This window comes from Halomonas sp. DP1Y21-3 (assembly GCF_019801245.1).
Lineage (GTDB): Bacteria > Pseudomonadota > Gammaproteobacteria > Pseudomonadales > Halomonadaceae > Halomonas > Halomonas litopenaei.
The window spans coordinates 466,096-488,168 of record NZ_JAHVJM010000002.1 but is presented as its reverse complement, the minus strand read 5'-3'; the positions used below and the strand labels follow the sequence as shown (position 1 = coordinate 488,168).

At 62.9% G+C, this 22,073-nt stretch carries 13 protein-coding genes and 1 pseudogene; 11 read left to right on the top strand and 3 right to left on the bottom strand.

What is annotated here, in order from left to right:
* The first annotated feature begins 1 nt into the window (after window position 1).
* The 3 genes and pseudogenes from purC to KUV74_RS07345 all read left to right on the top strand — a co-directional run bounded on the left by purC (window position 2) and on the right by KUV74_RS07345 (window position 7,190).
* The gene (gene purC, locus KUV74_RS07350) at window positions 2–715 is read left to right on the top strand and encodes a phosphoribosylaminoimidazolesuccinocarboxamide synthase (protein WP_045992003.1); all 714 of its coding nucleotides are present in this window, start codon (window positions 2–4) and stop codon (window positions 713–715) included.
* 844 nt (window positions 716–1,559) lie between these two features.
* A pseudogene (locus KUV74_RS21040) lies at window positions 1,560–2,249 on the top strand (hypothetical protein); the annotation flags it as partial.
* 354 nt (window positions 2,250–2,603) lie between these two features.
* Window positions 2,604–7,190, top strand: coding sequence for a YadA-like family protein (locus KUV74_RS07345; protein WP_222516014.1), 4,587 nt, complete (start codon window positions 2,604–2,606; stop codon window positions 7,188–7,190).
* 187 nt (window positions 7,191–7,377) lie between these two features.
* Here KUV74_RS07345 and tsaA read toward each other — a convergent pair whose 3' ends face one another.
* Entirely contained in the window at window positions 7,378–8,115 is a 738-nt protein-coding gene (gene tsaA / locus KUV74_RS07340; RefSeq protein ID WP_222516013.1) for a tRNA (N6-threonylcarbamoyladenosine(37)-N6)-methyltransferase TrmO, read from the bottom strand.
* 283 nt (window positions 8,116–8,398) lie between these two features.
* On the opposite strand from tsaA, the gene KUV74_RS07335 reads away from it, so the two are divergent.
* The gene (locus KUV74_RS07335) at window positions 8,399–8,920 is read left to right on the top strand and encodes a GNAT family N-acetyltransferase (RefSeq protein ID WP_045992833.1); all 522 of its coding nucleotides are present in this window, start codon (window positions 8,399–8,401) and stop codon (window positions 8,918–8,920) included.
* Window positions 8,921–9,105: 185 nt separating this feature from the next.
* Here KUV74_RS07335 and nadC read toward each other — a convergent pair whose 3' ends face one another.
* Complete coding sequence (gene nadC / locus KUV74_RS07330; protein ID WP_222516012.1) at window positions 9,106–9,963, bottom strand: carboxylating nicotinate-nucleotide diphosphorylase; 858 nt, start codon at window positions 9,961–9,963, stop codon at window positions 9,106–9,108.
* Between the two features lie 107 nt (window positions 9,964–10,070).
* Here nadC and ampD point away from each other — a divergent pair, with 107 nt between their 5' ends.
* The 6 genes from ampD (at window position 10,071) to KUV74_RS07300 (ending at window position 18,297) form a co-directional block, all read left to right on the top strand.
* Window positions 10,071–10,628 (top strand): 1,6-anhydro-N-acetylmuramyl-L-alanine amidase AmpD, encoded by a 558-nt coding sequence (ampD, locus tag KUV74_RS07325; RefSeq protein ID WP_222516011.1) that lies wholly within the window; start codon window positions 10,071–10,073, stop codon window positions 10,626–10,628.
* 358 nt (window positions 10,629–10,986) lie between these two features.
* Entirely contained in the window at window positions 10,987–13,659 is a 2,673-nt protein-coding gene (gene aceE, locus KUV74_RS07320; RefSeq protein WP_045992830.1) for a pyruvate dehydrogenase (acetyl-transferring), homodimeric type, read from the top strand.
* Window positions 13,660–13,733: 74 nt separating this feature from the next.
* Window positions 13,734–15,788: a pyruvate dehydrogenase complex dihydrolipoyllysine-residue acetyltransferase gene (gene aceF / locus KUV74_RS07315; protein WP_108448209.1), complete on the top strand. Its 2,055-nt coding sequence runs from the start codon at window positions 13,734–13,736 to the stop codon at window positions 15,786–15,788.
* A 289-nt stretch (window positions 15,789–16,077) separates the two neighbouring features.
* On the top strand, window positions 16,078–16,734 hold the full coding sequence (adk, locus tag KUV74_RS07310) for an adenylate kinase (RefSeq protein ID WP_222516010.1): 657 nt from the start codon (window positions 16,078–16,080) through the stop codon (window positions 16,732–16,734).
* A 100-nt stretch (window positions 16,735–16,834) separates the two neighbouring features.
* The gene (gene tsaB, locus KUV74_RS07305; RefSeq protein WP_222516009.1) at window positions 16,835–17,554 is read left to right on the top strand and encodes a tRNA (adenosine(37)-N6)-threonylcarbamoyltransferase complex dimerization subunit type 1 TsaB; all 720 of its coding nucleotides are present in this window, start codon (window positions 16,835–16,837) and stop codon (window positions 17,552–17,554) included.
* A 26-nt stretch (window positions 17,555–17,580) separates the two neighbouring features.
* Window positions 17,581–18,297 (top strand): class I SAM-dependent methyltransferase, encoded by a 717-nt coding sequence (locus tag KUV74_RS07300; protein WP_222516137.1) that lies wholly within the window; start codon window positions 17,581–17,583, stop codon window positions 18,295–18,297.
* Here the strand turns inward: KUV74_RS07300 and plsB are convergent.
* Window positions 18,281–20,725 (bottom strand): glycerol-3-phosphate 1-O-acyltransferase PlsB, encoded by a 2,445-nt coding sequence (plsB, locus tag KUV74_RS07295; protein ID WP_083970407.1) that lies wholly within the window; start codon window positions 20,723–20,725, stop codon window positions 18,281–18,283. The two genes, KUV74_RS07300 and plsB, sit on opposite strands and share 17 nt — an antisense overlap.
* 141 nt (window positions 20,726–20,866) lie before the next feature.
* On the opposite strand from plsB, the gene KUV74_RS07290 reads away from it, so the two are divergent.
* Window positions 20,867–21,979 carry a phospholipase D-like domain-containing protein gene (locus KUV74_RS07290; RefSeq protein WP_222516008.1) on the top strand — a complete coding sequence of 371 codons (1,113 nt, stop codon included), beginning with the start codon at window positions 20,867–20,869 and terminating at the stop codon, window positions 21,977–21,979.
* The last annotated feature ends 94 nt before the right edge of the window (window positions 21,980–22,073 follow it).

Here is a 22,073-nt window from a genome sequence, read left to right as displayed (position 1 = left end):
CATGGAAAAGCGCGAAGAACTCTATGCCGGCAAGGCCAAGTCGGTCTATGCCACCGATGACCCGGATCGTCTGATCCTGCACTTTCGTGACGACACCAGCGCCTTCGACGGACGCCGCATGGAGTCGCTCGAGCGCAAGGGCATGGTCAACAACCGCTTCAATGCCTTCATCATGGCCAAGCTGGAAGAGGCCGGCATCCCCACCCACGTGGAAGAGCTGCTGTCGCCCACCGAGTGCGTGGTCAAGAAGCTCGACATGATTCCGGTGGAGTGCGTGGTACGCAACATCGCCGCCGGCAGTCTGGTCAAGCGTCTCGGCGTCAAGGAAGGCGAGCCGCTGACACCGCCGACCTTCGAGCTGTTTCTGAAAAACGACGAGCTCCACGATCCCATGGTCAACGAGTCCCTGGCCGAAAGCTTCGGTTGGGCCAGCGCCGAGCAACTGGCCGAGATGAAGGCGCTGACCTTCAAGGTCAACGAGGTGCTCAAGCAGCTGTTCGCCGACGGCGGCATGCTGCTGGTGGACTACAAGCTCGAGTTCGGCGTATTCCACGGCAAGATCGTGCTGGGTGACGAATTCTCGCCGGACGGCTGCCGCCTGTGGGACGCCAAGACCCGCGAAAAGCTCGACAAGGATCGCTTCCGCCAGGGGCTGGGCAGCGTCATCGAGTCCTACGAGGAAGTCGGCCGTCGTATCGGCATCGATTTCAGCTGACAGCCGCTTGCCGGCACTGGTCTGCGCTGACTGCCGCAAGGGCATGATGCAACGACGGTGGTGCAAGTGGTGATAACGCCGAAAGCATGTAGAGGATCGCCCGGGCCTGGCCCGGGCGATCTGCTTTTCGCTGCCCACGTCTGTACCAATGGCTGGGCTCCCACGAGTGACTTAAAGTTCCTGGCGCTACGCTGATGTTGGGTACTGGGAAGTGTCGACTCGGATAGGTGTGCGGCAACGTTTTTCGTATTCCAGCAAGTCCTGCCCCCCCCTGTACCTGATGTGGCTGCGTCTAACCGCAGTACAACATAGTGTTGCCCTTCCTTTGTACTGCGTTGTCGGGAAAATTCCTGTTCATTTGACCATCGCTCGTCAGTTTTGATGGCACCTGGCTATGGCTGGGGGAAAAGATGAATCTCACCAGTGCCCGTACTGCTTCTGAAACGGACCGTTAGTTTTTGTGCTTTATTTGGCACGTCCTGCGCCAATTACAAGCAAGAAATGATCTGTGTCACGTTTAAAAATGGAAGTGACAGCGCTGCGCGTGTAGATTTTTTAATTCATGTTTCTTTTTGAAAGTTTTTAGTCAAGAAGTCGGGTTTCTGCACGCTATTGGTTTTTTGATTCGTTTTTCTGTTTTCAGGATTTTTATAAGAGAGTTTTGGGTGGTTGAAGATGGATTTCGGATGAAAGTGAGTGTTTTGGTGGCGCACGAAGATGTCACCTAAGTATTGGTGGCAAGGAGGTCGGAGTGAGTGAATTGGATGGCCGTACTTTTTTGTTCGTTAACTCGCTCAAAACAGCAAGAAGTGGGACAAAAAACGTTTGTATCACCTGTATCCTGATGTCTCTATCGGCTGTCACGCCTGGGCTGGGGTCGAGTAAAGCGGAGGCTGGCCCCCTCGTTGATGACTGTCCGACGGTGGCAGGTGAAGTCCGCAACATAGCGTCAGAGGAGGCAATGATACCTCTGACGTCACCGACTAAAGATAGATGTGTCATGCCAGGTGAGCCGTCGACGCCTGCCGACAAGCCTGAACAGTTTGTCGTCAATCGTTATCTGGCGCCGGTGGGCATCCAGCCCGCTGCGGGGGCATCTGCCATCCATATAGGCACCGGTGCCGTTGGCGATGGTGATGCCTCTATCGCGATGGGCTACTATGCGACCACGAGTGCGGCGGCAGATTCTGGTATTGCCCTGGGCGATCAGGCTGTTACCAGCGGTTTGGCCGGTGTCTCGATCGGGCGTGGGGCTTATGCGAAAAGCAAGAATGGCGTCGCTATTGGTGGCGGGGCACTGTCTAGCGGCACGGTCGCTCGATTAAACGGCGCACAAGCGATAGGTGTAAACGCCATTGCCATTGGCGGAGACCTGACCGGAGGGTCCGTTGCCAGCGCCACCTCGAGTCTTGCTATTGGCGCAAAGGCGACGTCCACGGCGACCAATGCGACGTCACTTGGGGCCACGGCTAAAGCGACGGGTAGCCACTCCACGGCACTGGGATCAGGCAGTGTTGCCAACGGCGCGAAAAGTGTCGGTGTTGGCCATCTCAACGTTTCCAATGGCGACAATAGCCTTGCATTGGGTGAGAGCAACTCCACATCGACAGGCGCCAAGAACGCGATTGCCATTGGTACTTCCAACAAGATCGAAGGCGCATCGACATATGCGTCTGCGATTGGTCTCAACAATACCGTTCAAGGCAATGCAGTCCGGGTCGTTGGCAATACCAATAACGTGACCAGCGATTTTTCCGGTGTTTTCGGCTCAAGTAACACGCTGTCATCGACTGCTACTGGTGCCAATGTAGTAGGTCTTCAAAATACCGTCGCCGGCGCCGCTACCAATGTAGTGGGAAATTGGTCGAAAGCGAGTGGCAACTACTCCATGGTGCTCGGTGATTCCGGAGAGGCGTCCGCCAGCAACGCCATTGCCATCGGTACCAATGCCAAGGCCAGCGTGGCCAACAGCGTGGCCTTGGGAAACGGCGCCACCACCGAGGCGATGGTGGGAACCACCCAGGCTACCATCGCGGGCAAGAGCTACAGTTTCGCCGGTGCGGCTCCGACAGGCACTCTGAGCCTTGGCTCGGCGGCAACGACCGATAGCGGGGGCAATGCGGTAGCCAGCGTCGAGCGTACTATTACTCACGTAGCGGCTGGACGGTTAGCTGTCACCAGCACGGATGCCGTCAACGGCAGTCAGCTGAATGCCACCAATCAGGCGCTGGGAGAACTGTCGGAAGGCGTGCAGGCGTTGGGAGATCTGTCAGACGGCGTGGTGGTCTACGACCGCGGCACCGGAGGCACGCTCAATGAGGGCAGCATCACCCTGGCCGGTGATGCCGGCACCCGGATCACCAATCTGACCGACGCCACCCTGTCCACCGACAGCACCGATGCGGTCACCGGTCGTCAGTTGAACGCGACCAATGTGCGGGTGACCCAGAACGAAGGCGACATCACCAACCTCACCACCAACCTGGGGGATATCGCCGCCGACAGCATCTACTACCAGGCCAACTCTTCCGCCAGCGGCGCCAGTGCCAGCGGCACCGACAGCCTGGCGATGGGGCCGGCGGCGGTGTCCTCGGCAACCAACGGGGTGGCTATCGGCAATGGCGCGAAGGCCAGCGTCGCCAATAGCGTAGCCTTGGGTAACGGTGCTACCACGGAAGCGGCGGTGGCCACCACCACGGCCACCGTGGCCGGTACTGACTACGCCTTGGCCGGCAGCAGCCCGACCGGTACGGTCAGCGTGGGCACCAGCGGCAGCGAGCGCACCATCACCCACGTGGCAGCAGGTCGACTCTCGGCCACCAGTACCGACGCGGTCAACGGCAGCCAGCTCCATGCCACCAACCAGGCTCTGGGGAATCTGGCCGAGGGCGCAGTGGTCTACGACCGCGGCACCGGTGGAACGCTCAATGAGGGCAGCATCACCCTGGCCGGCGATGCCGGCACCCGAATCACCAATCTGACCGACGCCACCCTGTCCACCGACAGCACCGATGCGGTCACCGGTCGTCAGTTGAACGCGACCAATGTGCGGGTGACCCAGAACGAAGGCGATATCACCAATCTCACCACCAACCTGGGGGATCTGTCGGCCGGTGCGGTGGTCTACGACCGTAGCGACGACGGCACGCTCAACGAGGGCAGCATCACCCTGGCCGGTGACGCCGGTACCCGGATCACCAATCTGACCGACGCCACCCTGTCCACCGACAGCACCGATGCGGTCACCGGTCGTCAGTTGAACGCGACCAATGTGCGGGTGACCCAGAACGAAGGTGATATCGCCAATCTCACCAGCAGCCTGGGGGATATCGCAGCCGACAGCATCTACTACCAGGCCAACTCTTCCGCCAGCGGCGCCAGTGCCAGCGGCACCGACAGCCTGGCGATGGGGCCGGCGGCGTTGTCCTCGGCAACCAATGGGGTGGCTATCGGCAATGGCGCGAAGGCCAGCGTCGCCAACAGCGTAGCCTTGGGTAACGGTGCCACCACGGAAGCGGCGGTGGCCACCACCACGGCCACCGTGGCCGGTACTGACTACGCCTTGGCCGGCAGCAGCCCGACCGGTACGGTCAGCGTGGGCACCAGCGGCAGCGAGCGCACCATCACCCACGTGGCAGCAGGTCGACTCTCGGCCACCAGTACCGACGCGGTCAACGGCAGCCAGCTCCATGCCACCAACCAGGCCCTTGGGGATCTGGCCGAGGGCGCAGTGGTCTACGACCGCGGTACCGGTGGCACGCTCAATGAGGGCAGCATCACCCTGGCCGGTGATACCGGAACCCGAATCACCAATCTGACCGACGCCACCCTGTCCACCGACAGCACCGATGCGGTCACCGGTCGTCAGTTGAACGCGACCAATGCTCGAGTCAGTCAGAACGAAGGCGATATCACCAACCTCACCACCAACCTGGGGAATCTGGCCGAGGGCGCAGTGGTCTACGACCGCGGCACCGGTGGCACGCTCAATGAGGGCAGTATCACCCTGGCCGGCGATGCCGGTACCCGAATCACCAATCTGACTGACGCCACCCTGTCCACCGACAGCACCGATGCGGTCACCGGCCGTCAGTTGAACGCGACCAATGTGCGGGTGACCCAGAACGAAGGCGATATCACCAACCTCACCACCAACCTGGGGAATCTGGCCGAGGGCGCAGTGGTCTACGACCGCGGTACCGGTGGCACGCTCAATGAGGGCAGCATCACCCTGGCCGGTGATACCGGAACCCGAATCACCAATCTGACCGACGCCACCCTGTCCACCGACAGCACCGATGCGGTCACCGGTCGTCAGTTGAACGCGACGAATGTGCGCGTGACCCAGAACGAAGGCGATATCGCCAATCTCACCACCAACCTGGGGGATATCGCCGCCGACAGCATCTACTACCAGGCAAAATCCAGCGGTAGCGGCGCCAGTGCCAGCGGCACCGACAGCCTGGCGATGGGGCCGGCGGCGGTGTCGTCGGCAACCAATGCGGTGTCCATCGGCAATGGCGCTTCAAGCTCGGTGTTTGGCGGCGTGGCACTGGGCAGCGGAGCGATCGCGAACCGCGAGGTGGCGAAGGTTTCCGGCCAGATCGTCGTGGGCAATGCCACCATTCAGTACAACACTTCGGACGCCGATCTAATGGGAGCGGTCTCCGTGGGGCGGGACGGTGAGTATCGCCAGTTGATCAACATCGCCGATGGTATCGAGGATCACGATGCGGTGACCATGCGTCAGCTCAAGGGGGCCGTGGGGTCGCTCTCGGATACGGGATCGCTGTATTTTCATGCCAACGGGGGAGGGGAAGTCGACGCCCTCGCCACCGGCGAAGGCTCCATCGCCATTGGGCCTGATACCACGGTCAATGGCGATGACGCCATCGGTATGGGGGTGAGCGCCAAGGTGGAGATAGGGGCAGCCGGTGCGGTTGCCATTGGCGACCAGAGCCACACCCTGCTGGAAGATGCGATTGCGGTCGGTAGTACGGCAGTGTCCTCGGGCGAGCAGGCGATGGCCCTGGGTGCTGGAGCCAGCGCCAATCAGGCTATGGATGTGGCGCTGGGGGCCCAGTCGACCTCACAGGAGGCAATAGGCACCGAGTCAGGCATTATCTTCGGTGAACAGCATGAATACGCCGGCACAAACCCCATTGCTACCGTCAGCATCGGTGACGAAGGGCAGGAGCGAACCTTGACCCACCTGGCCGCGGGTCGAATCTCCGCTACCAGTACCGATGCGGTCAATGGCAGCCAGCTCCATGCGACCAATAAGGCGCTTGAGGAAGTGGTGGCGTATGACCACTTCAACGACGGCAGCGTCGACTGGAACCACGTAACCCTGAAGTCGCCTGGTAGAGCCTTCGGCGGTACCGTGCTCGGTAATATTGCGGATGGGTCGCTTTCCGACACCAGTCTAGAGGCGGTCAACGGCAGTCAGCTCCACGCCACCAATGGTCGTCTCACCAATCTTGAAGGCGATGTCGGTGATATCCAGACGACCCTCGACAGCTTGGGGGGAGGCAGTGGCAACCCGGCCCAGAATGTCGTGCAATATGACCCAGATTCCAACCAGGGAAAGATCACTCTGGCTGGTGCCGACGGTGGTACCGTGATCAGCAATCTGGCCGAAGGCGATATCCATCAAGGCAGTACTGATGCGGTCAATGGTGGTCAGATCTGGGACTTGATGGAGGATATCGGCGACCTGGCACTGAGTGGTCAGGACACCAAGTACTTCCAGGCGAATTCGCAGGGAGACGCTGCCACTACTAGTGCTGCAGACACCGTTGCCATCGGAGGTGGCGCCAAGGCACAAGCTGAAGGAGGTGTTGCACTTGGTGATGGCGCTGTGGCCGATAGAGAAGGCATGAAGGGGGAGGAGGAAGCCTTTTCGCACGTGGCGGTGGAGTCATCCAAGGGAGCTGTTGCGGTCGGCAGCGAGGGTGGTGAACGTCAGATCACCCACGTCGCGGGGGGCACCGAGGACACCGATGCGGTCAATGTGCGCCAGCTCAGTGCCGTGCAAGAGGGAGCGGTCAACTACGATCGTAGCGAGGATGGCAGCGTCGACTACCACTCTGTCAGCCTGGGCAATGGCAGTGGCCCCACCCAGTTGCATAACGTGGCTGCCGGTTCGGCACCCACCGATGCGGTCAACATGTCGCAGCTCAATGAACTGAACCGTAAGTTCACTTCCGACTACAACCAACTCGACCACAAGATTGACGAAGTAGAGCGAGATGCCAGTGCGGGGATCGCGGCCCTGGCCGCCATGGGCGATGCACCCTATGTCGCAGGAAAGCTCACCTATCATGTGGGGACTGGCTACTACAACGGAGAATCGGCACTAGGTGTGAGCGTACGACGAACCGCTGATACTGGCCGCTGGAGTGTCGGGATGGGGATTGGCGCCTCCCACGGTGGCCCAACGATCGGTCTGGGAATCTCCGGGGTCATCGATTGAGACCAGTGGGCAGGTCAAACGAAAATCTGGTCGTTCACCTTGGGTGCGGCTGTGTCGCAAGACACAGCGGTACTGACGGTGTCGCGATCACGGATGGTGATCGGCGTCGATGCACAGTGACAGGGGGCGCGGAAGTTAAAGTAGCGGCATATGATGCTGCGGCCAGTGGAGTTGCGAGCACAGCGGGTTAGTCGTCTCGTCCTGGTTCCTGTCCGGTTTCAAGGGCGTCCACGCGAAAGCGCAGGGCGCCCTTGTCGTTTTCGGCGCGAAAACGCACGTTGAAACCTCTCAGGCTGACGCCGTACTGGCGATCGTCGTCACTGCCCTTGCTGCGATAGGCGGGGCGCGGGTCCTGGGCGAGGACCTGGGCGATCAAGCGACGCAAGGAACCATCGTTGTCGCTGCTGGAAAGCACCGCTTCGGCCTCGGCCGAGAACACCACCGGATGCTGCGTCGGCGCTTCAGGTGCAAAACCGGTACGGGCGTCGGGGCGACTCTCGGCCCAGGGCAGGTATGGCTTGATATCCACCACTGGTGTGCCGTCGACCAGATCGGCGCTCTTGAGCACCAGGCTGACGCCGTCGCGCGTATCGATGTCGATCAACTCCACCAGCGAGAGCCCGAGACGGTTGGGGCGGTGGGTGCTGCGGCTGGCAAATACGCCTATTCGTGCATTTCCTCCCAGTCGAGGCGGACGGACCATCGCTTTCCAGTGGGGCGGACTAAGGTGAAAGATGAAGGTCAGCCACAGGTGGCTGAACCCCTCCAGCCCACGTACGGCCATGGGATCGGCGAAGTCGCCCTCCAGCACTAGACGAGCTCTGGCATCTTCTGCAAGCCCTGGCTGACGGGGTACGCCGAACTTGTCCGGGAAGTCGCTGCGTATGGTGCCGATGGGCGTCAGGGTATAGAAGTCGTCGGGCATGATCTGGTGAGGCTCTGATGTCGAGGCGTTGATGTGGATGCTGTTACGTCGATGCTCTGATGTCGAAACTCTGATGACGCAGGAAGTGGGTCAGGGTTGACCTGAATGGCTCCAGCAACGTGCTTGCAGGTATCGTGACATGACAAAGCTCCAGTTGGGCATGAAACAGCGTCGCCGGGCATCAGGGTGGTCAGGAGTGTTGGATCGCGCCCGTTATCTGATTAGGCTTGGCGAACCTCGACGCGCCGGATTATCCGTCTCCAGTCCTGCAGGAGTTCCCTACATGTCCGAACCCAGAATGTCGCAAGCCATGCCGGTCGAGCGACGTTCCCGTATTCACTATCGTGAGGCCCTCGCCAAGGATGGCTCGGATCAGGCCGAAGTGTTCTATCACGCCGTCATGATGGGGGCCAGTCGCCACTACAGCCTGGCCCAGCGTCAGGCCTGGGCTTCGGCGCTGCCCAGGGACGGTTCCGCCTGGCGTGCTCGTCAGGCATTGTTTACTACCCTGGTGGCCGAGTGTGACGGTCGCTGCGTCGGCTTTGTCGAGTTGGACCCCGGTCGCGCGCGCGTCGAGACGCTCTATGTGTGGCCCTCGCTGACCGGCCAGGGCATCGGCGGCCGCTTGCTGTCGCTTGCCGAGGAGCGCCTGAGAAACGCCGGCGCCCGGCGGATGATCATCGAAGCCAGCCTGATGCTGGCAGAGCCACTGCTCGACGCTGGCTGGGAATCCCACGGTGAAGAGTGGGTCGAGCGCGCCGGAGAGCTGCTGCCACGGCTATGCATGAGCAAGCCGTTGGAGTGACCTCCGCTGGACGTTGGAATGCCCCCCGCTGGACGCTGGCCCCGCTGGACGCTGGAGACCCCCCCCGCTGGAGAGCCCCCTGAGAGTAATCTCCAGGAGTGCCCCCGAGAGTGCCCTTCAAGAATAGCCCCCAGGTATGGGCCAGGGTCCAGGCCGGGGGATCGCTTCTCGAAACGGGCAGGGCGTCAGCCTGCCGGGCCTTCCTCGACCATGCGCATGGACAGGTCGATGGCTTTCACGTCCTTGGTCAGTGCACCGCTCGAGATGCAGTCGACACCTGTCTGGGCGATGGCTTTCAGCGTCGTCTCGTCGACATTGCCGGACGCCTCCAGCGTCGCCTGGCCTGCGACGCGGCGCACCGCTTCTCGCATGTCATCCAGTGAGAAGTTGTCGAGCATGATCACGTCGGCGCCGGCGGCCAGCGCCTGATCCAGTTCCTCGAAGGTCTCGACTTCCACCTCCACCGTCAGGTCACGCGCGATGCTGCGGGCCTCCTTCACGGCGCCGGCGATGCCGCCGCAGGCCGAGATATGGTTTTCCTTGATCAGGAAGGCGTCGTAGAGGCCGATCCGATGGTTGCAGCCACCGCCACAGGCCACCGCGTACTTCTGGGCGATACGCAGACCTGGCAACGTCTTGCGGGTGTCGAGCAGCCGCACACCGGTGCCCTCGAGCAGGTCGACGTAGTGGCGGGTGCGCGTGGCGGTGGCCGACAGCGTCTGCAGCAGGTTGAGAGCCGCGCGCTCGCCGGTCAGCAGGCTGCGTGCGGGGCCGGCCAGTTCGAGAAAGGGCTCGTTTGGCGTCAGTCGATCGCCGTCCGCGGCGTGCCAGGTCAGAGCGACCCGGGGATCGAGGCGGCGGAACAGTTCGTCGACCCAGGCCACGCCGCAGAGTATCGCCGGCTCGCGGCTGATGACGCGGGCCTTGCCCAGATGCTTTTCGGGAATCAGTTGGGCGGTGATGTCCACCGGACCGACGTCCTCGGCCAGCAGGCGAGCGGCACTGTTGCGGATGTCTTCGGCAAGGGCGTCCTGAAAGTGCATGGGTATCTCTGTATTGCGGCGCGTGGAGCCGACATTATAGGGGCACTAGCACCTCGACGTCAGTGGGCGAGGTGACGATCCCATATTCAGACAATGGAGACACCAGCATGCAGTGTCACGACGGGTGGCTCGACGGGGCCAGGCGAGTGCCTTCGCCCAACGTCAATGAACGACCCGAACGAGAAATATCGGCGGTAGTGGTGCATTCCATCAGTCTGCCGCCGGGTCAATTCGGCGGCGAGCACATCGAGGAACTGTTCACCAACCGTCTGGATCCCGAGGCCCACCCTTACTTCGCGAGTATCGCCGGACTCAAGGTCTCGGCGCATCTGTTGATCCGTCGCGACGGAGAGTGTGTTCAGTTTGCGCCCTTCGAGGCGAGGGCCTGGCACGCGGGACGCTCCAGCTGGTTCGATGGCCATTGCCTGCGCCGCGAGCTCAACGACTTCTCGATCGGGATCGAGCTCGAAGGGGACGAGGTGTCGCCCTATCGAGACGCCCAGTACCGTGCCCTGGCCCAGGTGCTGCACGCGCTGTTTGACGTCTACCCCGAGATCACCCCCCAACGACTGACCAGTCACGCGCGAATCGCTCCCCTGCGAAAGACCGATCCCGGCCCCTCCTTCGACTGGGCGTACCTGCGGCGCTGTTTGCAGCACCGCTAGATGAAGATGCGATGCATCGTTTCGGCATAGCGCGAGCCATCACCTTCAGGTCAAACGGTAGTTTGTTTACAAGTGGCTGACTTGAGGCGCTTAAGTCATACCCCCTTTGGGTTAAGCCATTGTGTTGCAGTGCAATATGAGGTAATTGAAAAATATTTCCATAGCTGCTTCAATTGGCAGTGCAGGGCGTTTGAGGTATCTTCTTGCCCAATCGTGCTCGTTTGGCACGGACATTCTAGTAATATTACTACATGCCTGACGCTGCGAGGCGGGCGGGGAATCACCCCCTCTATCCCGCTCGCTCATTGGCCTCGATCGTGGGGCAATGGACCCCCATCGTCATTCGGAGAGACGTTCTATGAGTCTTGGTTCAAGAGAAGATCTCGATCCGGTCGAAACCCAGGAATGGTTGGATTCCCTGGAGTCTGTTCTGGATCGTGAGGGCGAGGATCGTGCCCGGTACCTGATGACGCGGCTCGCCGACCGTTATCGCCAGGACGGCATGCAGGTGCCCTTCTCGGTCACCACCCCGCATCGCAACACCATTCCGGTGCACTGCGAGGCCCCGATGCCTGGCGATCTGTTCATGGAGCGTCGTATTCGCTCGGTGATCCGCTACAACGCCATCGCTCAGGTCATTCGCAACAACAAGGCGAAGCCGGGACTGGGTGGCCACATCGCCAGCTTCATGTCCTCCGCGACTCTCTACGACGTGGGCTTCAACCATTTCTTCCGTGCCCCCAACGGCGACTTCGAAGGCGACCTGATCTACATCCAGGGTCACGTGGCACCGGGCATCTACGCCCGCGCCTACCTCGAGGGCCGGCTGACCGAAGAGCAGATGGACAGCTACCGCCAGGAAGTCGATGGCAACGGCCTGTCATCCTACCCGCACCCGTGGCTGATGCCGGAGTTCTGGCAGTTCCCGACGGTTTCCATGGGTCTGGGCCCGATCCAGGCGATCTACCAGGCCCACGTCATGAAGTACCTGCACTCCCGCGAGCTGCACGACATGCAGGATCGCAAGATCTGGTGCTTCATGGGCGACGGTGAGTGTGACGAGCCGGAATCTCTCGGCGCCATCCACCTGGCCAGCCGCGAGAAGCTCGACAATCTGATCTTTGTTATCAACTGCAACCTGCAGCGTCTCGATGGCCCGGTGCGCGGCAACTCCCGCATCATCGACGAGCTCGAGGGTGTCTTCCGCGGTGCCGGCTGGAACGTGCTCAAGGTCGTCTGGGGTCGTCACTGGGACCCGCTCTTCGAGAAGGACAAGAAGGGCATGCTGCAGAAGCGCATGGACGAGGCGGTCGACGGCGACTACCAGAACTACAAGGCCAACGGCGGTGCCTACACCCGTGAGCACTTCTTCGGCAAGTACCCGGAGACCGCCGACCTGGTCAAGGACATGTCCGACGAGGACATCTGGAAGCTCAATCGCGGTGGCCACGATCCGTTCAAGGTCTACGCGGCGTACCACGAGGCGACCACCAAACCCAATGGTCGCCCCACCGTGATCCTGGCGCATACCGTCAAGGGCTACGGCATGGGTGGCGGCGACGGCGAGGCGGCCAACGAGGCGCACCAGGTCAAGACCATGGAGTACGAGGCGCTCAAGCGCTTCCGTGATCGCTTCGGCATCCCGATCTCCGACGACCAGCTCAAGGAAGTGCCGTACTACAAGCCGGACGACGATTCGCCCGAAATGAAGTACATGCACTATCAGCGCGAACAGCTGGGCGGCTATCTGCCGAGCCGTCGCAATGACTTCGAGGCGCTCGAGATTCCCGGCCTCGATGACAAGACCTTCGCCTCCCAGACCGGCGGCTCCAAGGGCCGCGAAGTGTCCACCACCATGGCCTTCGTGCGGATCCTCAATGGCCTGGTCAAGGACAAGAAGATCGGCAAGCGGGTGGTCCCGATCATCCCCGACGAGGCGCGCACCTTCGGTATGGAGGGCATGTTCCGTCAGCTCGGTATCTACACCTCCGAAGGCCAGAAGTACGAGCCGGTCGACAAGGGCCAGATCATGTTCTACCGCGAGGATCAGAAGGGTCAGATCCTCGAGGAAGGCATCACCGAGGCCGGCGCCATGTCTGCCTGGATTGCCGCGGCCACCTCGTACTCGAACAACAACACCACTCTGCTGCCGTTCTACATCTACTACTCGATGTTCGGCTTCCAGCGGATCGGTGATCTGGCCTGGGCCGCCGGTGACATGCAGGCTCGCGGCTTCCTGTGCGGTGGTACCGCCGGTCGTACCACGCTCAACGGCGAGGGTCTCCAGCACCAGGACGGTCACAGCCTGCTGCAGGCAGCGATGATCCCGAACTGCCGCACCTATGACCCGACCTACGGGCACGAAGTCGCGGTCATCGTGCAGGATGGTCTGAAGCGGATGTTCTCCGACAAGGAAAACTGCTTCTACTACCTGACCCTGATGAACGAGAACTACGAGCACCCCGAGCTCGAGGAGATTCCCGCCGAGGACATCATCAAGGGCATGTACCTGCTGCGCGAGACCAAGGGCAAGAAGGGCCACGTCCAGCTGCTGGGCTCCGGTACCATCCTGCGCGAGGTCGAGGCTGCCGCCGAGATACTGGCCGAAGAGTGGGGTGTGGGCTCCGACATCTGGAGCGTGACCAGCTTCAATGAGCTGCGCCGCGAGGCCCTGGGGCTGGATCGTCAGGCCTTCATCAACCCGGATGCCGACCCCGAGAAGCCTCACGTCACCAAGTGTCTGGAAGGGCGCAAGGGACCGGCGATCGCCTCGACCGACTACATGAAGCTGTACGCCGACCAGGTCCGCGCCTGGGTGCCGACCGACTATCATGTACTGGGCACCGACGGCTATGGTCGCTCCGACACCCGCGAAGCGCTTCGCCGGTTCTTCGAGGTCGACCGCTACTACGTCACCGTGGCGGCGCTCAAGGCGTTGGCCGATCGTGACGAGATCGACCGCAAGGTCGTGGCCGAGGCACTCAAGAAGTACGACATCGACCCGAATAAGCCCAACCCGCTCGAGGTGTAAGGCATCGGTTGGACTGTCCGGTGGCATGGCGGGCCGGTGGCCCGCCTCCGTCAAGAGTTTGAAGGAGCGCGACCTTGAGTAGCGAAATCATCAAAGTGCCCGATATCGGTGGTGACACCGATGTGGAAATCATCGAAGTCGCGGTGTCCGAAGGTGACGTGATCGAGCCGGAAGACACCCTGATTACCCTGGAATCCGACAAGGCCAGCATGGACGTGCCGGCGCCCAAGGGCGGCAAGGTCCTCAAGGTTCTGGTCAAGGAAGGCGACACCGTCTCGGAAGGCGATGACATCGTCGAGATCGAGGCCGAAGGTGGTGGCGACGCCGACGAGGATGCTGACGCCGACGCCGATTCGGCTGAAGAGTCGCAGGCCGATTCCGGCGGCGACGAGCAGGAAGCGCCCAAGTCCGACGACAAGCCGGCACCGAAGAAGAAGAGCGGCGGTGGCAGCAAGACCGTCGAGATCAAGGTGCCGGACCTGGGTGGCTCCAGCGACGTCGAGATCATCGAGGTGGCGGTGTCCGAAGGCGACGAGGTCGGCGAGGAAGACACCCTGATCACCCTGGAGTCCGACAAGGCCTCCATGGACGTGCCGAGTCCCCACGCCGGCAAGTTGGTCAGCCTGAACGTCAAGGAAGGGGATACCGTCTCCGAAGGTGACGTCATCGGCTCCATGGAAGTCGCCGGTGAAGGCGATGATGGCGATGACGACTCTGCCGATGAGTCGGCCGATGAGTCTGCCGATGATAGTGCAGCCGAGTCCGCCGAAAGCGCGTCGGAAGAGCAGGAAGAGGACGATTCCGACGACGAGGCCGCCGAAGGTGGTCGTCAGGAGGTTCGTGTCCCCGACCTGTCCGGTTCCAGCGACGTGCCGATCATCGAGATGGCCGTCAGCGAAGGTGACGAGGTGGACGTCGAGGACGCCCTGATCACCCTGGAGTCCGACAAGGCCTCCATGGACGTGCCGAGTCCGTTCAAGGGCAAGGTGGTGGAGCTGTCGGTGAAGGAAGGCGACAGTGTCTCCGAGGGTGACCTGATCGGCTACATCGAGGTCGCCGGCGCGGCGCCCAAGAAGAAGGCGCCGAAGAAGGACGCTCCCAAGAAGGACGCCCCGAAAAAGGATGCCCCGAAGAAGGACGCGCCCAAGCAGCAGGCGGCGTCCGGTCAGGGCTCTGCGGTGGCCGACAAGCCGCGTGATGCCAAGAGCGTCCACGCCGGCCCTGCGGTGCGCATGCTGGCCCGCGAACTGGGTGTCGACCTGGCCCTGGTGAAGCCCTCCGGTCCCAAGGACCGAGTGCTCAAGGAAGACGTGCAGAACTACGTCAAGCAGGCCATGGCCAACCAGGGCAAGGGCAAGAGCGACGCCGCTGCGGCACCTGCTGCCGGGGGCTCTGGCATTCCGCCGATCCCGGATCAGGACTTCAGCCAGTTCGGCGAGATCGAAGAGAAGCAGATGGGCCGCCTGATGAAGATGGGCGCCAACAATCTGCATCGCAGCTGGGTCAATATTCCCCACGTCACGCAGTTCGACGAGGCGGACATCACCGAGCTCGAGGCCTTCCGCAAGTCGATGAAGGCCGAGGCGGAAGCCCAGGGCGCCAAGCTGACTCCGCTGCCGTTCCTGATCAAGGCGTGCGCCTATGCCTTGAACAAGTACCCGCAGTTCAACGTCAGCCTCAAGGCCGACGGCGAGACCGTGGTGCAGAAGAAGTACGTGCACATCGGTATCGCCGTGGATACGCCCGATGGCCTGATGGTGCCGGTGATCCGTGATGCCGACAAGAAGTCGCTGATCGACCTGGCCAAGGAGTCGGTGGAGCTGGCCAAGAAGGCTCAGTCGAAGAAGCTCAAGCGTGACGAGATGACCGGTGGTTGCTTCACCATCTCGAGCCTGGGCTCCATCGGCGGGACCGCCTTCACGCCCATCGTGAACCCGCCTGAGGTGGCGATCCTCGGGGTCTCCAAGGCGTCGATGAAGCCGGTGTGGAATGGCGCGGACTTCCAGCCGCGACTGATGATGCCGCTGTCGCTGTCCTATGACCACCGTGCCGTCAACGGCGCCGATGCCGCTCGCTTCACCGCGTTGCTGGGACAGTTGTTGACCGACGTGCGTCGCCTTCTGCTGTAATTCAGGCCGAATGCGAGAACAGAACGGCGCCGCAAGGCGCCGTTTCTCGTCCTGCCGTCAGCTCTGACAGCGTGCCATGTGGATGTGCCAGGCCGGGCGAATCGTGACGCTTCTATGACTCCTGACCAAAGTGCAATCTAGATGCCAGCAGCTTGATGTTAAACGCTTTTTCTGCAGGTTTTCGGTGAGTTGCGAGTAACCTCAGGTTGTGTCGCCAAGACGGCACGGGTATTGTTCGCTTAACCCATTCTTCACCCCGACTTTTCGCTTTCTCGAAGGAGTTCCAACGATGCGTTTGATCCTCTTGGGTGCCCCGGGTGCCGGCAAGGGCACCCAGGCCCAATTCATCTGTGAGCGCTACGATATCCCACAGATTTCCACTGGTGACATGCTGCGTGCAGCGGTCAAGGAAGGCAGTGAACTGGGCCTCAAGGTGAAGGAAATCATGACCACCGGTGGCCTGGTCTCCGATGACATCATCATCGCCCTGGTCAAGGAACGCATCACCCAGCCTGACTGCGCCAACGGTTTCCTGTTTGACGGCTTCCCGCGCACCATTCCCCAGGCCGATGCCATGAAGGAAGGTGGCGTCAAGATCGATCACGTGCTCGAGATCGCCGTGGCCGACGAGGAAATCGTCAATCGTTTGGCGGGTCGTCGGGTCCACCCGGCGTCCGGCCGCGTCTACCACGTCGACCACAATCCGCCCAAGGAAGACGGCAAGGATGATGTGACCGGCGAGGCGCTGGTTCAGCGTGATGATGATCGCGAGAATACCGTTCGCAATCGTCTGTCGGTCTACCACGAGCAGACCGAGCCGCTGGTGGGCTACTACCAGCAATGGGCCCAGCAGGCGCCTGAGGATGCCCCGCGCTATCATCGCGTGGAAGGCGTGGGGAGTGTCGATGACATCACCCGTCAGGTGCGCGAGGCCCTCGAAGGCTGATCTACCGCACCACGCTTGCTGCATTCGACTCACGGCTCGCCCCAAGGCGGGCCGTGAGTCGTTTATAATGTGCCGGATTCACTACCAGGATGAGCCTGACATGACCTTGATTGTGGCCCTCGATGCCTCCTCGAGCGCCTGCTCCGCGGCCCTGCTGCGTCGCCAGGAGGGTAGCCCGGACGAGTTGATAGCGCGTTTTGCGCAGACCCCGCGAGAGCATACCCGCCGTCTGTTGCCGATGGTCGACGAAGTGCTGGCCGAGGCCGGGGTGGCGGCCAGCGAACTGGACGCCGTGGCCTACGGGCGCGGACCAGGCTCCTTCACAGGCTTGAGGATTGCCGCGGGTGTGGCCCAGGGGCTGGCCTACGGACTGGACCGCCCGCTGGTCGGTGTATCGACGCTGGAGGCACTGGCGCTGGGCGGCCACCTGCGCCATCGCTATCGCTACATGGTCACCGCGCTGGACGCCCGCATGGGCGAAATCTACGTCGGTGCCTGGCGGGTCGAGGATGGGCGGCCGTTGGCACTGATGGACGAAGCGGTGCTGCCGCCCGAGCGACTGGTGCTGCCCCGCGAGCATGAAGACCATGATTGGGTGGGGCTGGGGTCTGGCTGGGCGCTGTGGGATCAGATGCCCGCCGAGATCCAGGCCAGCCTCAATCTGACCGTGACCGATGTCGACCCTGCCGCCGAGGACATGGTGCGCCTGGCCGTCGAGGTCTTTGCCGCAGGCGATGCCCAGCGTCCCCATGACGCCCAGCCCGTCTATCTGCGCGATCAGGTGGCCTGGAAGAAGACCGAGCGAAAGGCGCGTTCGTGAGTGTTCGCCTGAGCCCTGACCTGGCGCTGCCCTTCGTGTTGGACACCGACCCCGAGGCGGCGCTGGCGCTGGAACGGGATGACCAGGGGCGGCTGGTGCTGGTCGGTGACGAGGCCCGCTATGGCAAGCCGCTGTGGGTGGACTTCGTCGGTGGGCGAGCCGGCCACCGACGGCGTTTCGGCGGCGGGCGCGGTCAGCTGGTAGCTCGGGCCTGTGGTCTGGCCAAGGGCGTCACCCCGAGCATCATCGATGCCACCGCGGGTCTAGGCCGTGACGCCTTCGTGCTGGCGAGCCTGGGCGCCGAGGTGCTGCTGATCGAGCGGGTAGCCGCGATTGCGGCCCTGCTGGATGACGGACTCCGGCGTGCCCGGGAGGATAGCGACACTCAGGAAGCGGCGGCGCACATGCACCTTGCCCACGGCGACAGCAGTCGTGAGCTTGGCGCCATCGTGGCAGCGGCCGGGGTAGCCCCGGAGGTGATCCACCTGGACCCGATGTTCCCCCACCGCGACAAGTCGGCCCTGGTCAAGAAGGAGATGCGTGTGTTTCGCGAGTTGGCGGGGGACGATGACGATGCACCGCGGCTATTGGAAGCGGCGCTGGACGTCGCCAGTCACCGCGTGGTGGTCAAGCGTCCGCGCAAGGCGCCTGCCATAGCAGGCCCCGAGCCGAGGCATCGACTCGAGGAGAAGACCAGCCGCTACGACATCTACGTGCACCGCTCGCTCAAGGCTGAGCGCTGACCTCCGAGGGAGTCTCGACGGCCTCCTCGCGGTGACGGCTGATCAACGCCAGCCGCCGTCGCAGCGAGGCGTCGAGCAGGCGTGAGGCCCGCTGGGCCGCGCGCTTGAGGCACTCGTCGAAGTGCAGCCGGTCCTGCTCGAGCCACACCCAGCCTTCCTGTTCCAGGGTATCGATCAGGGTCTCGAACAGCTTGGGGTCGAAGAACTCCGGTGCCTCGCGACCGCTGAGCAGTCCAAGGCGTTCCGACAGCGCACGCGAGCGCTCCTTCAGGGTGGCCCGGTCCAGTGCCCCCGATCCGGATCGCAGCAGCACCTCGATCAGCAGGGCGTTGCGCTCCAGCGATGGCTGGATCATGCGGCCGATCAGCTCGAGGCGTTCTCGGCCTTCGAGGCTTTCCACCGGCGTAAAGCCTTCGCCATGGCGCTCCAGCAGCCCCAGGTCCACCTGGACGGCAAGAATGGCCGCGAGGCGTTCCTTCATGTCCGCGCTTTCATCGACACAGAACTCCCGGGCCAGCGGTGGCCAAAGCGGCGTCAACAGGTCGCAGAGTTCGTGGAGGCTGCGTTGGTGGCGGCTGCGAAAGGCGAAGGCGACCAGCGCCGGCAGGGCGAACAGGTGCAGCACGTTGTTGCGATACCAGGCCAGCAGTGCCGCTTGCTCGGGCGTGGCGCTAACGATGTCACCAAGGCTATGGGCGTGGCGCTCGACCATGTCCAGGTCCACCGCCCTGGCGATGCAGGCTTCCGGAGACTCGTCGGGCAGACTGGGTCTTTCGCCGCAGGCGGGGCTGTCGGCCAGGCGACAGAGCAGGGCGAGCTGGTCGGTCAGGGTGGCGTACTCCAGGGCGCGGTGCGGCGACGAGAGTAGCGCTAGGCCTGTCAGGTTGATGGCATTCAGCGCCGCCACCCGGTTGATGCGCCGGGTCAGGGATCTGCCAAGCGTGGTGACCGTCGGTGCCAGCCAGTCGGGGCGCGGCGACTCGTCGTCTCGCCAGCCGGGGGCGTGGCTATCGAGAAAGCCCCCGATGGGCAGCGGCTCGCCGATATTGACCGATACCCGGCCGTAGGGCTCGCGCAGACGTCCGAGCACCCGCAGCAGATCCAGCGGGGACTCCTTGCGCTTCTTGCCACCGCCCAGTTCGCGCTGGTAGCTGGAGTTCTCGAGAATACGCTCGTAGCCGATATAGACCGGAACAAAGACCATCGGCCGCTCGTCGACCCGCTGGCAGCGCAGGAAGGACCGCAGTGTCATCGCCAGCATGCCGGGACGAGGCGTGAGCATGCGACCGCTGCGGGAACGACCGCCTTCGATGAAGTACTCCATCGGATAGCCCCGGGCCAGCAGGCGGTGCAGATATTCGTTGAACACCGCGCCGTAGAGGCGGTTGTCGCGAAAGCTGCGACGCAGGAAGAAGGCGCCACCACGTCTCAGCAAAGGGCCGATCAACGGCATGTCAAGGTTGCGTCCTGCGGCGATGTGGGGCGGCATCAAGCCTTCGCGGTAGAGCACGTAGGACAGCAGCAGGTAGTCGATATGGCTGCGGTGGCAGGGCACGTAGATCAGGGTGTGATCCTCGGCCAGGGCCTTGACCTCTTCCAGACCATTGACGTCGACGCCGTCGTAGAGCCGGTTCCACAGGCGCTTCAAGGCGCCGGCCAGAAAGCGCAGCACCGGATAGGTCATGTTGGCGGCGATCTCGTGGCCATAGCGTCTGGCGCGTCGCTTGAGTCGTTTGCGTGAGCTGGCCTTCTCTGCCAGTTGGTCGATCTCCCGACGCACCTCGTCGCTTGCCACCACTCCCTGGATCATCGTGCTGCGGTGCGACAGGTCTGGCCCCAGTACCCGCGTACGCACCCGGCGAAAGTGTACCCGCAACAGCCTTGCCGCCTTGCGGTTGGTGCGTGGGGCGTCACCGTCATGCAGTTCTTCGAGGTGCAGCGGGGCGCCGAACTGGATTTCCACGTCGCGGCCGTTGACCAGCACCGACAGCGCTCGCCGCAGTCGTCCGGTCAGGCGCCAGCTGTCCGCTGCCAGCAGATGCCAGAGACCGAAGTCCTTGCCCGGGGCTCGCCCCCAGAACACACTGACGGGCACCAGCTGTATCCGGGTGTCGCTGGTGATCAGCTCGGTGAAGGGCGCGACACCGGTGGCTTGGCCCGGCCACAGCCGGAACCGGCGTGCCGGCAGCGCCACGCAGCGCGGCAGGTTGCTGTCGGGCAGCGCCAACCGGCCACGCGCCGGGGGCAGGCCATGACGTTGGCAGTAGCTGTCCAGCAGCAGGGCGTCGCTCAGCGAGGGGCGCGGTAGCACATAGAGCGTCGGCAGCTGCGGATCCAGCGCCAGTTTATCCGGCGTCGGTTCCGCCAGCCGAACCTCGGTCCACAGTTCGATGAGTCGGCGCAGCGGTGCGCGAAGCATGCCAGGCATAGCAATTCCGTTGTTCGGGGCAGTAGGCGAGGACCGTCTGCGGGCCATCCATGTCGTGCCGTCAGTATAACGATCGGGTAGGGTGGCGCCATGATCTGCTTGATATCCGCTTGATGTAACACCGCCAGGGAGACGTGCAGCATGACCACCGCGTGGCGACAGCATAATCGCGTCGATCTATTGCCGGAGGCCGATCGCTTCCTGCCGGCGCTGTTCGAGGCGGTGGCCGAGGCCCGTCAAAGCGTGCTGATCGAACTTTATCTGATGGAGTCCGGCGAACTGGCCGACCGCGTCATCGAGGCGCTGGTGGCCGCATCGCAGCGCGGCGTCGCCGTCTATCTACTGTTGGACGGTTTCGGCGCCATGGGGCTTTCAGGCCAGGATAGAGAACGCCTGATCGCATCCGGCGTGTGGTTGCGGGACTTCAACCCGCTGGGCTGGCACTCGCTGGGACGCAACGTCAGTCGTGATCATCGCAAGCTGGTGGTGGTGGATCAGCGACTGGCCTTTACCGGGGGCTTTGGCGCCGTCGATGAGTTCCTGGCGGCCTGGTTCGAGGTGGCCGTTCGTGTCGAGGGCCCGGTGGTGGACGACTGGGTGGCGCTGTTTGCCCAGGTGTGGAACTCGCCGCTGACCAGAGGCGCCCCGCAGGCGCCGGCGCTGCCGTCGTCGAGTGGCGAGAGGCGCCATGACCCTGGAGTCAGGGCGCGGGTGATCTGGGGGCGGGGGTACCGCTTTCAGGCCATTCGCCACTCACTGCAGGAACGAATCGCCCGCGCCGAACGGCGCCTGTGGCTGTGTACGCCCTACTTTGTGCCCACCCTGGGGCTGAGGCTCAGGCTGCAGCGCGCGGCGCGCAAGGGCCGTGACGTGCGCCTGCTGCTGCCAGGACGGGACCACGACCATCCCGGTATCCGCTACGCCGGGCAACGCTTCTACTCTCGGTTGCTGCGAGCAGGGGTGCGCATCTACGAGTTCCAGCCAAGCTTCATCCACGCCAAGTTCGTGGTCGCCGATGACTGGGTCAGCCTGGGGTCCTGCAATTTCGACCACTGGAGCCTGCAGTGGAACCTCGAGGCCAATCAGGAGGTCGAGGACGCCGTCCTGGCCGACGAGGTCGCGGCGCTGTTCGAGCGCAATTTCGCGGCGAGTCGGGAGATCACCCGGGAAAGCTGGGCGCGCCGCTCCTGGTGGGCCAGGATCAGGACCTGGCTGTACGGCACCCTTGATGGCTGGCTGACCCGCTTGCGCTGAGGTGCCGGCTATCGCTTGCTCCGGTGCTGACCAGCGCCTGGCCTGTGACGCGCTATCGATTGGCCTGTGACGCGCTATCGCTTGGCCTGTTATT

What these genes read in the sequence shown, in the direction of transcription:
- adk (WP_222516010.1), top strand. Translation starts at nt 16,078, where the DNA reads ATGCGTTTGATCCTCTTGGGTGCCCCGGGTGCCGGCAAGGGCACCCAG.
- KUV74_RS07335 (WP_045992833.1), top strand. Translation starts at nt 8,399, where the DNA reads ATGTCCGAACCCAGAATGTCGCAAGCCATGCCGGTCGAGCGACGTTCC.
- tsaA (WP_222516013.1), bottom strand. Translation starts at nt 8,115, where the DNA reads ATGCCCGACGACTTCTATACCCTGACGCCCATCGGCACCATACGCAGC.
- plsB (WP_083970407.1), bottom strand. Translation starts at nt 20,725, where the DNA reads ATGCCTGGCATGCTTCGCGCACCGCTGCGCCGACTCATCGAACTGTGG.
- nadC (WP_222516012.1), bottom strand. Translation starts at nt 9,963, where the DNA reads ATGCACTTTCAGGACGCCCTTGCCGAAGACATCCGCAACAGTGCCGCT.
- aceE (WP_045992830.1), top strand. Translation starts at nt 10,987, where the DNA reads ATGAGTCTTGGTTCAAGAGAAGATCTCGATCCGGTCGAAACCCAGGAA.
- KUV74_RS07345 (WP_222516014.1), top strand. Translation starts at nt 2,604, where the DNA reads ATGGTGCTCGGTGATTCCGGAGAGGCGTCCGCCAGCAACGCCATTGCC.
- purC (WP_045992003.1), top strand. Translation starts at nt 2, where the DNA reads ATGGAAAAGCGCGAAGAACTCTATGCCGGCAAGGCCAAGTCGGTCTAT.
- ampD (WP_222516011.1), top strand. Translation starts at nt 10,071, where the DNA reads ATGCAGTGTCACGACGGGTGGCTCGACGGGGCCAGGCGAGTGCCTTCG.
- tsaB (WP_222516009.1), top strand. Translation starts at nt 16,835, where the DNA reads ATGACCTTGATTGTGGCCCTCGATGCCTCCTCGAGCGCCTGCTCCGCG.
- KUV74_RS07290 (WP_222516008.1), top strand. Translation starts at nt 20,867, where the DNA reads ATGACCACCGCGTGGCGACAGCATAATCGCGTCGATCTATTGCCGGAG.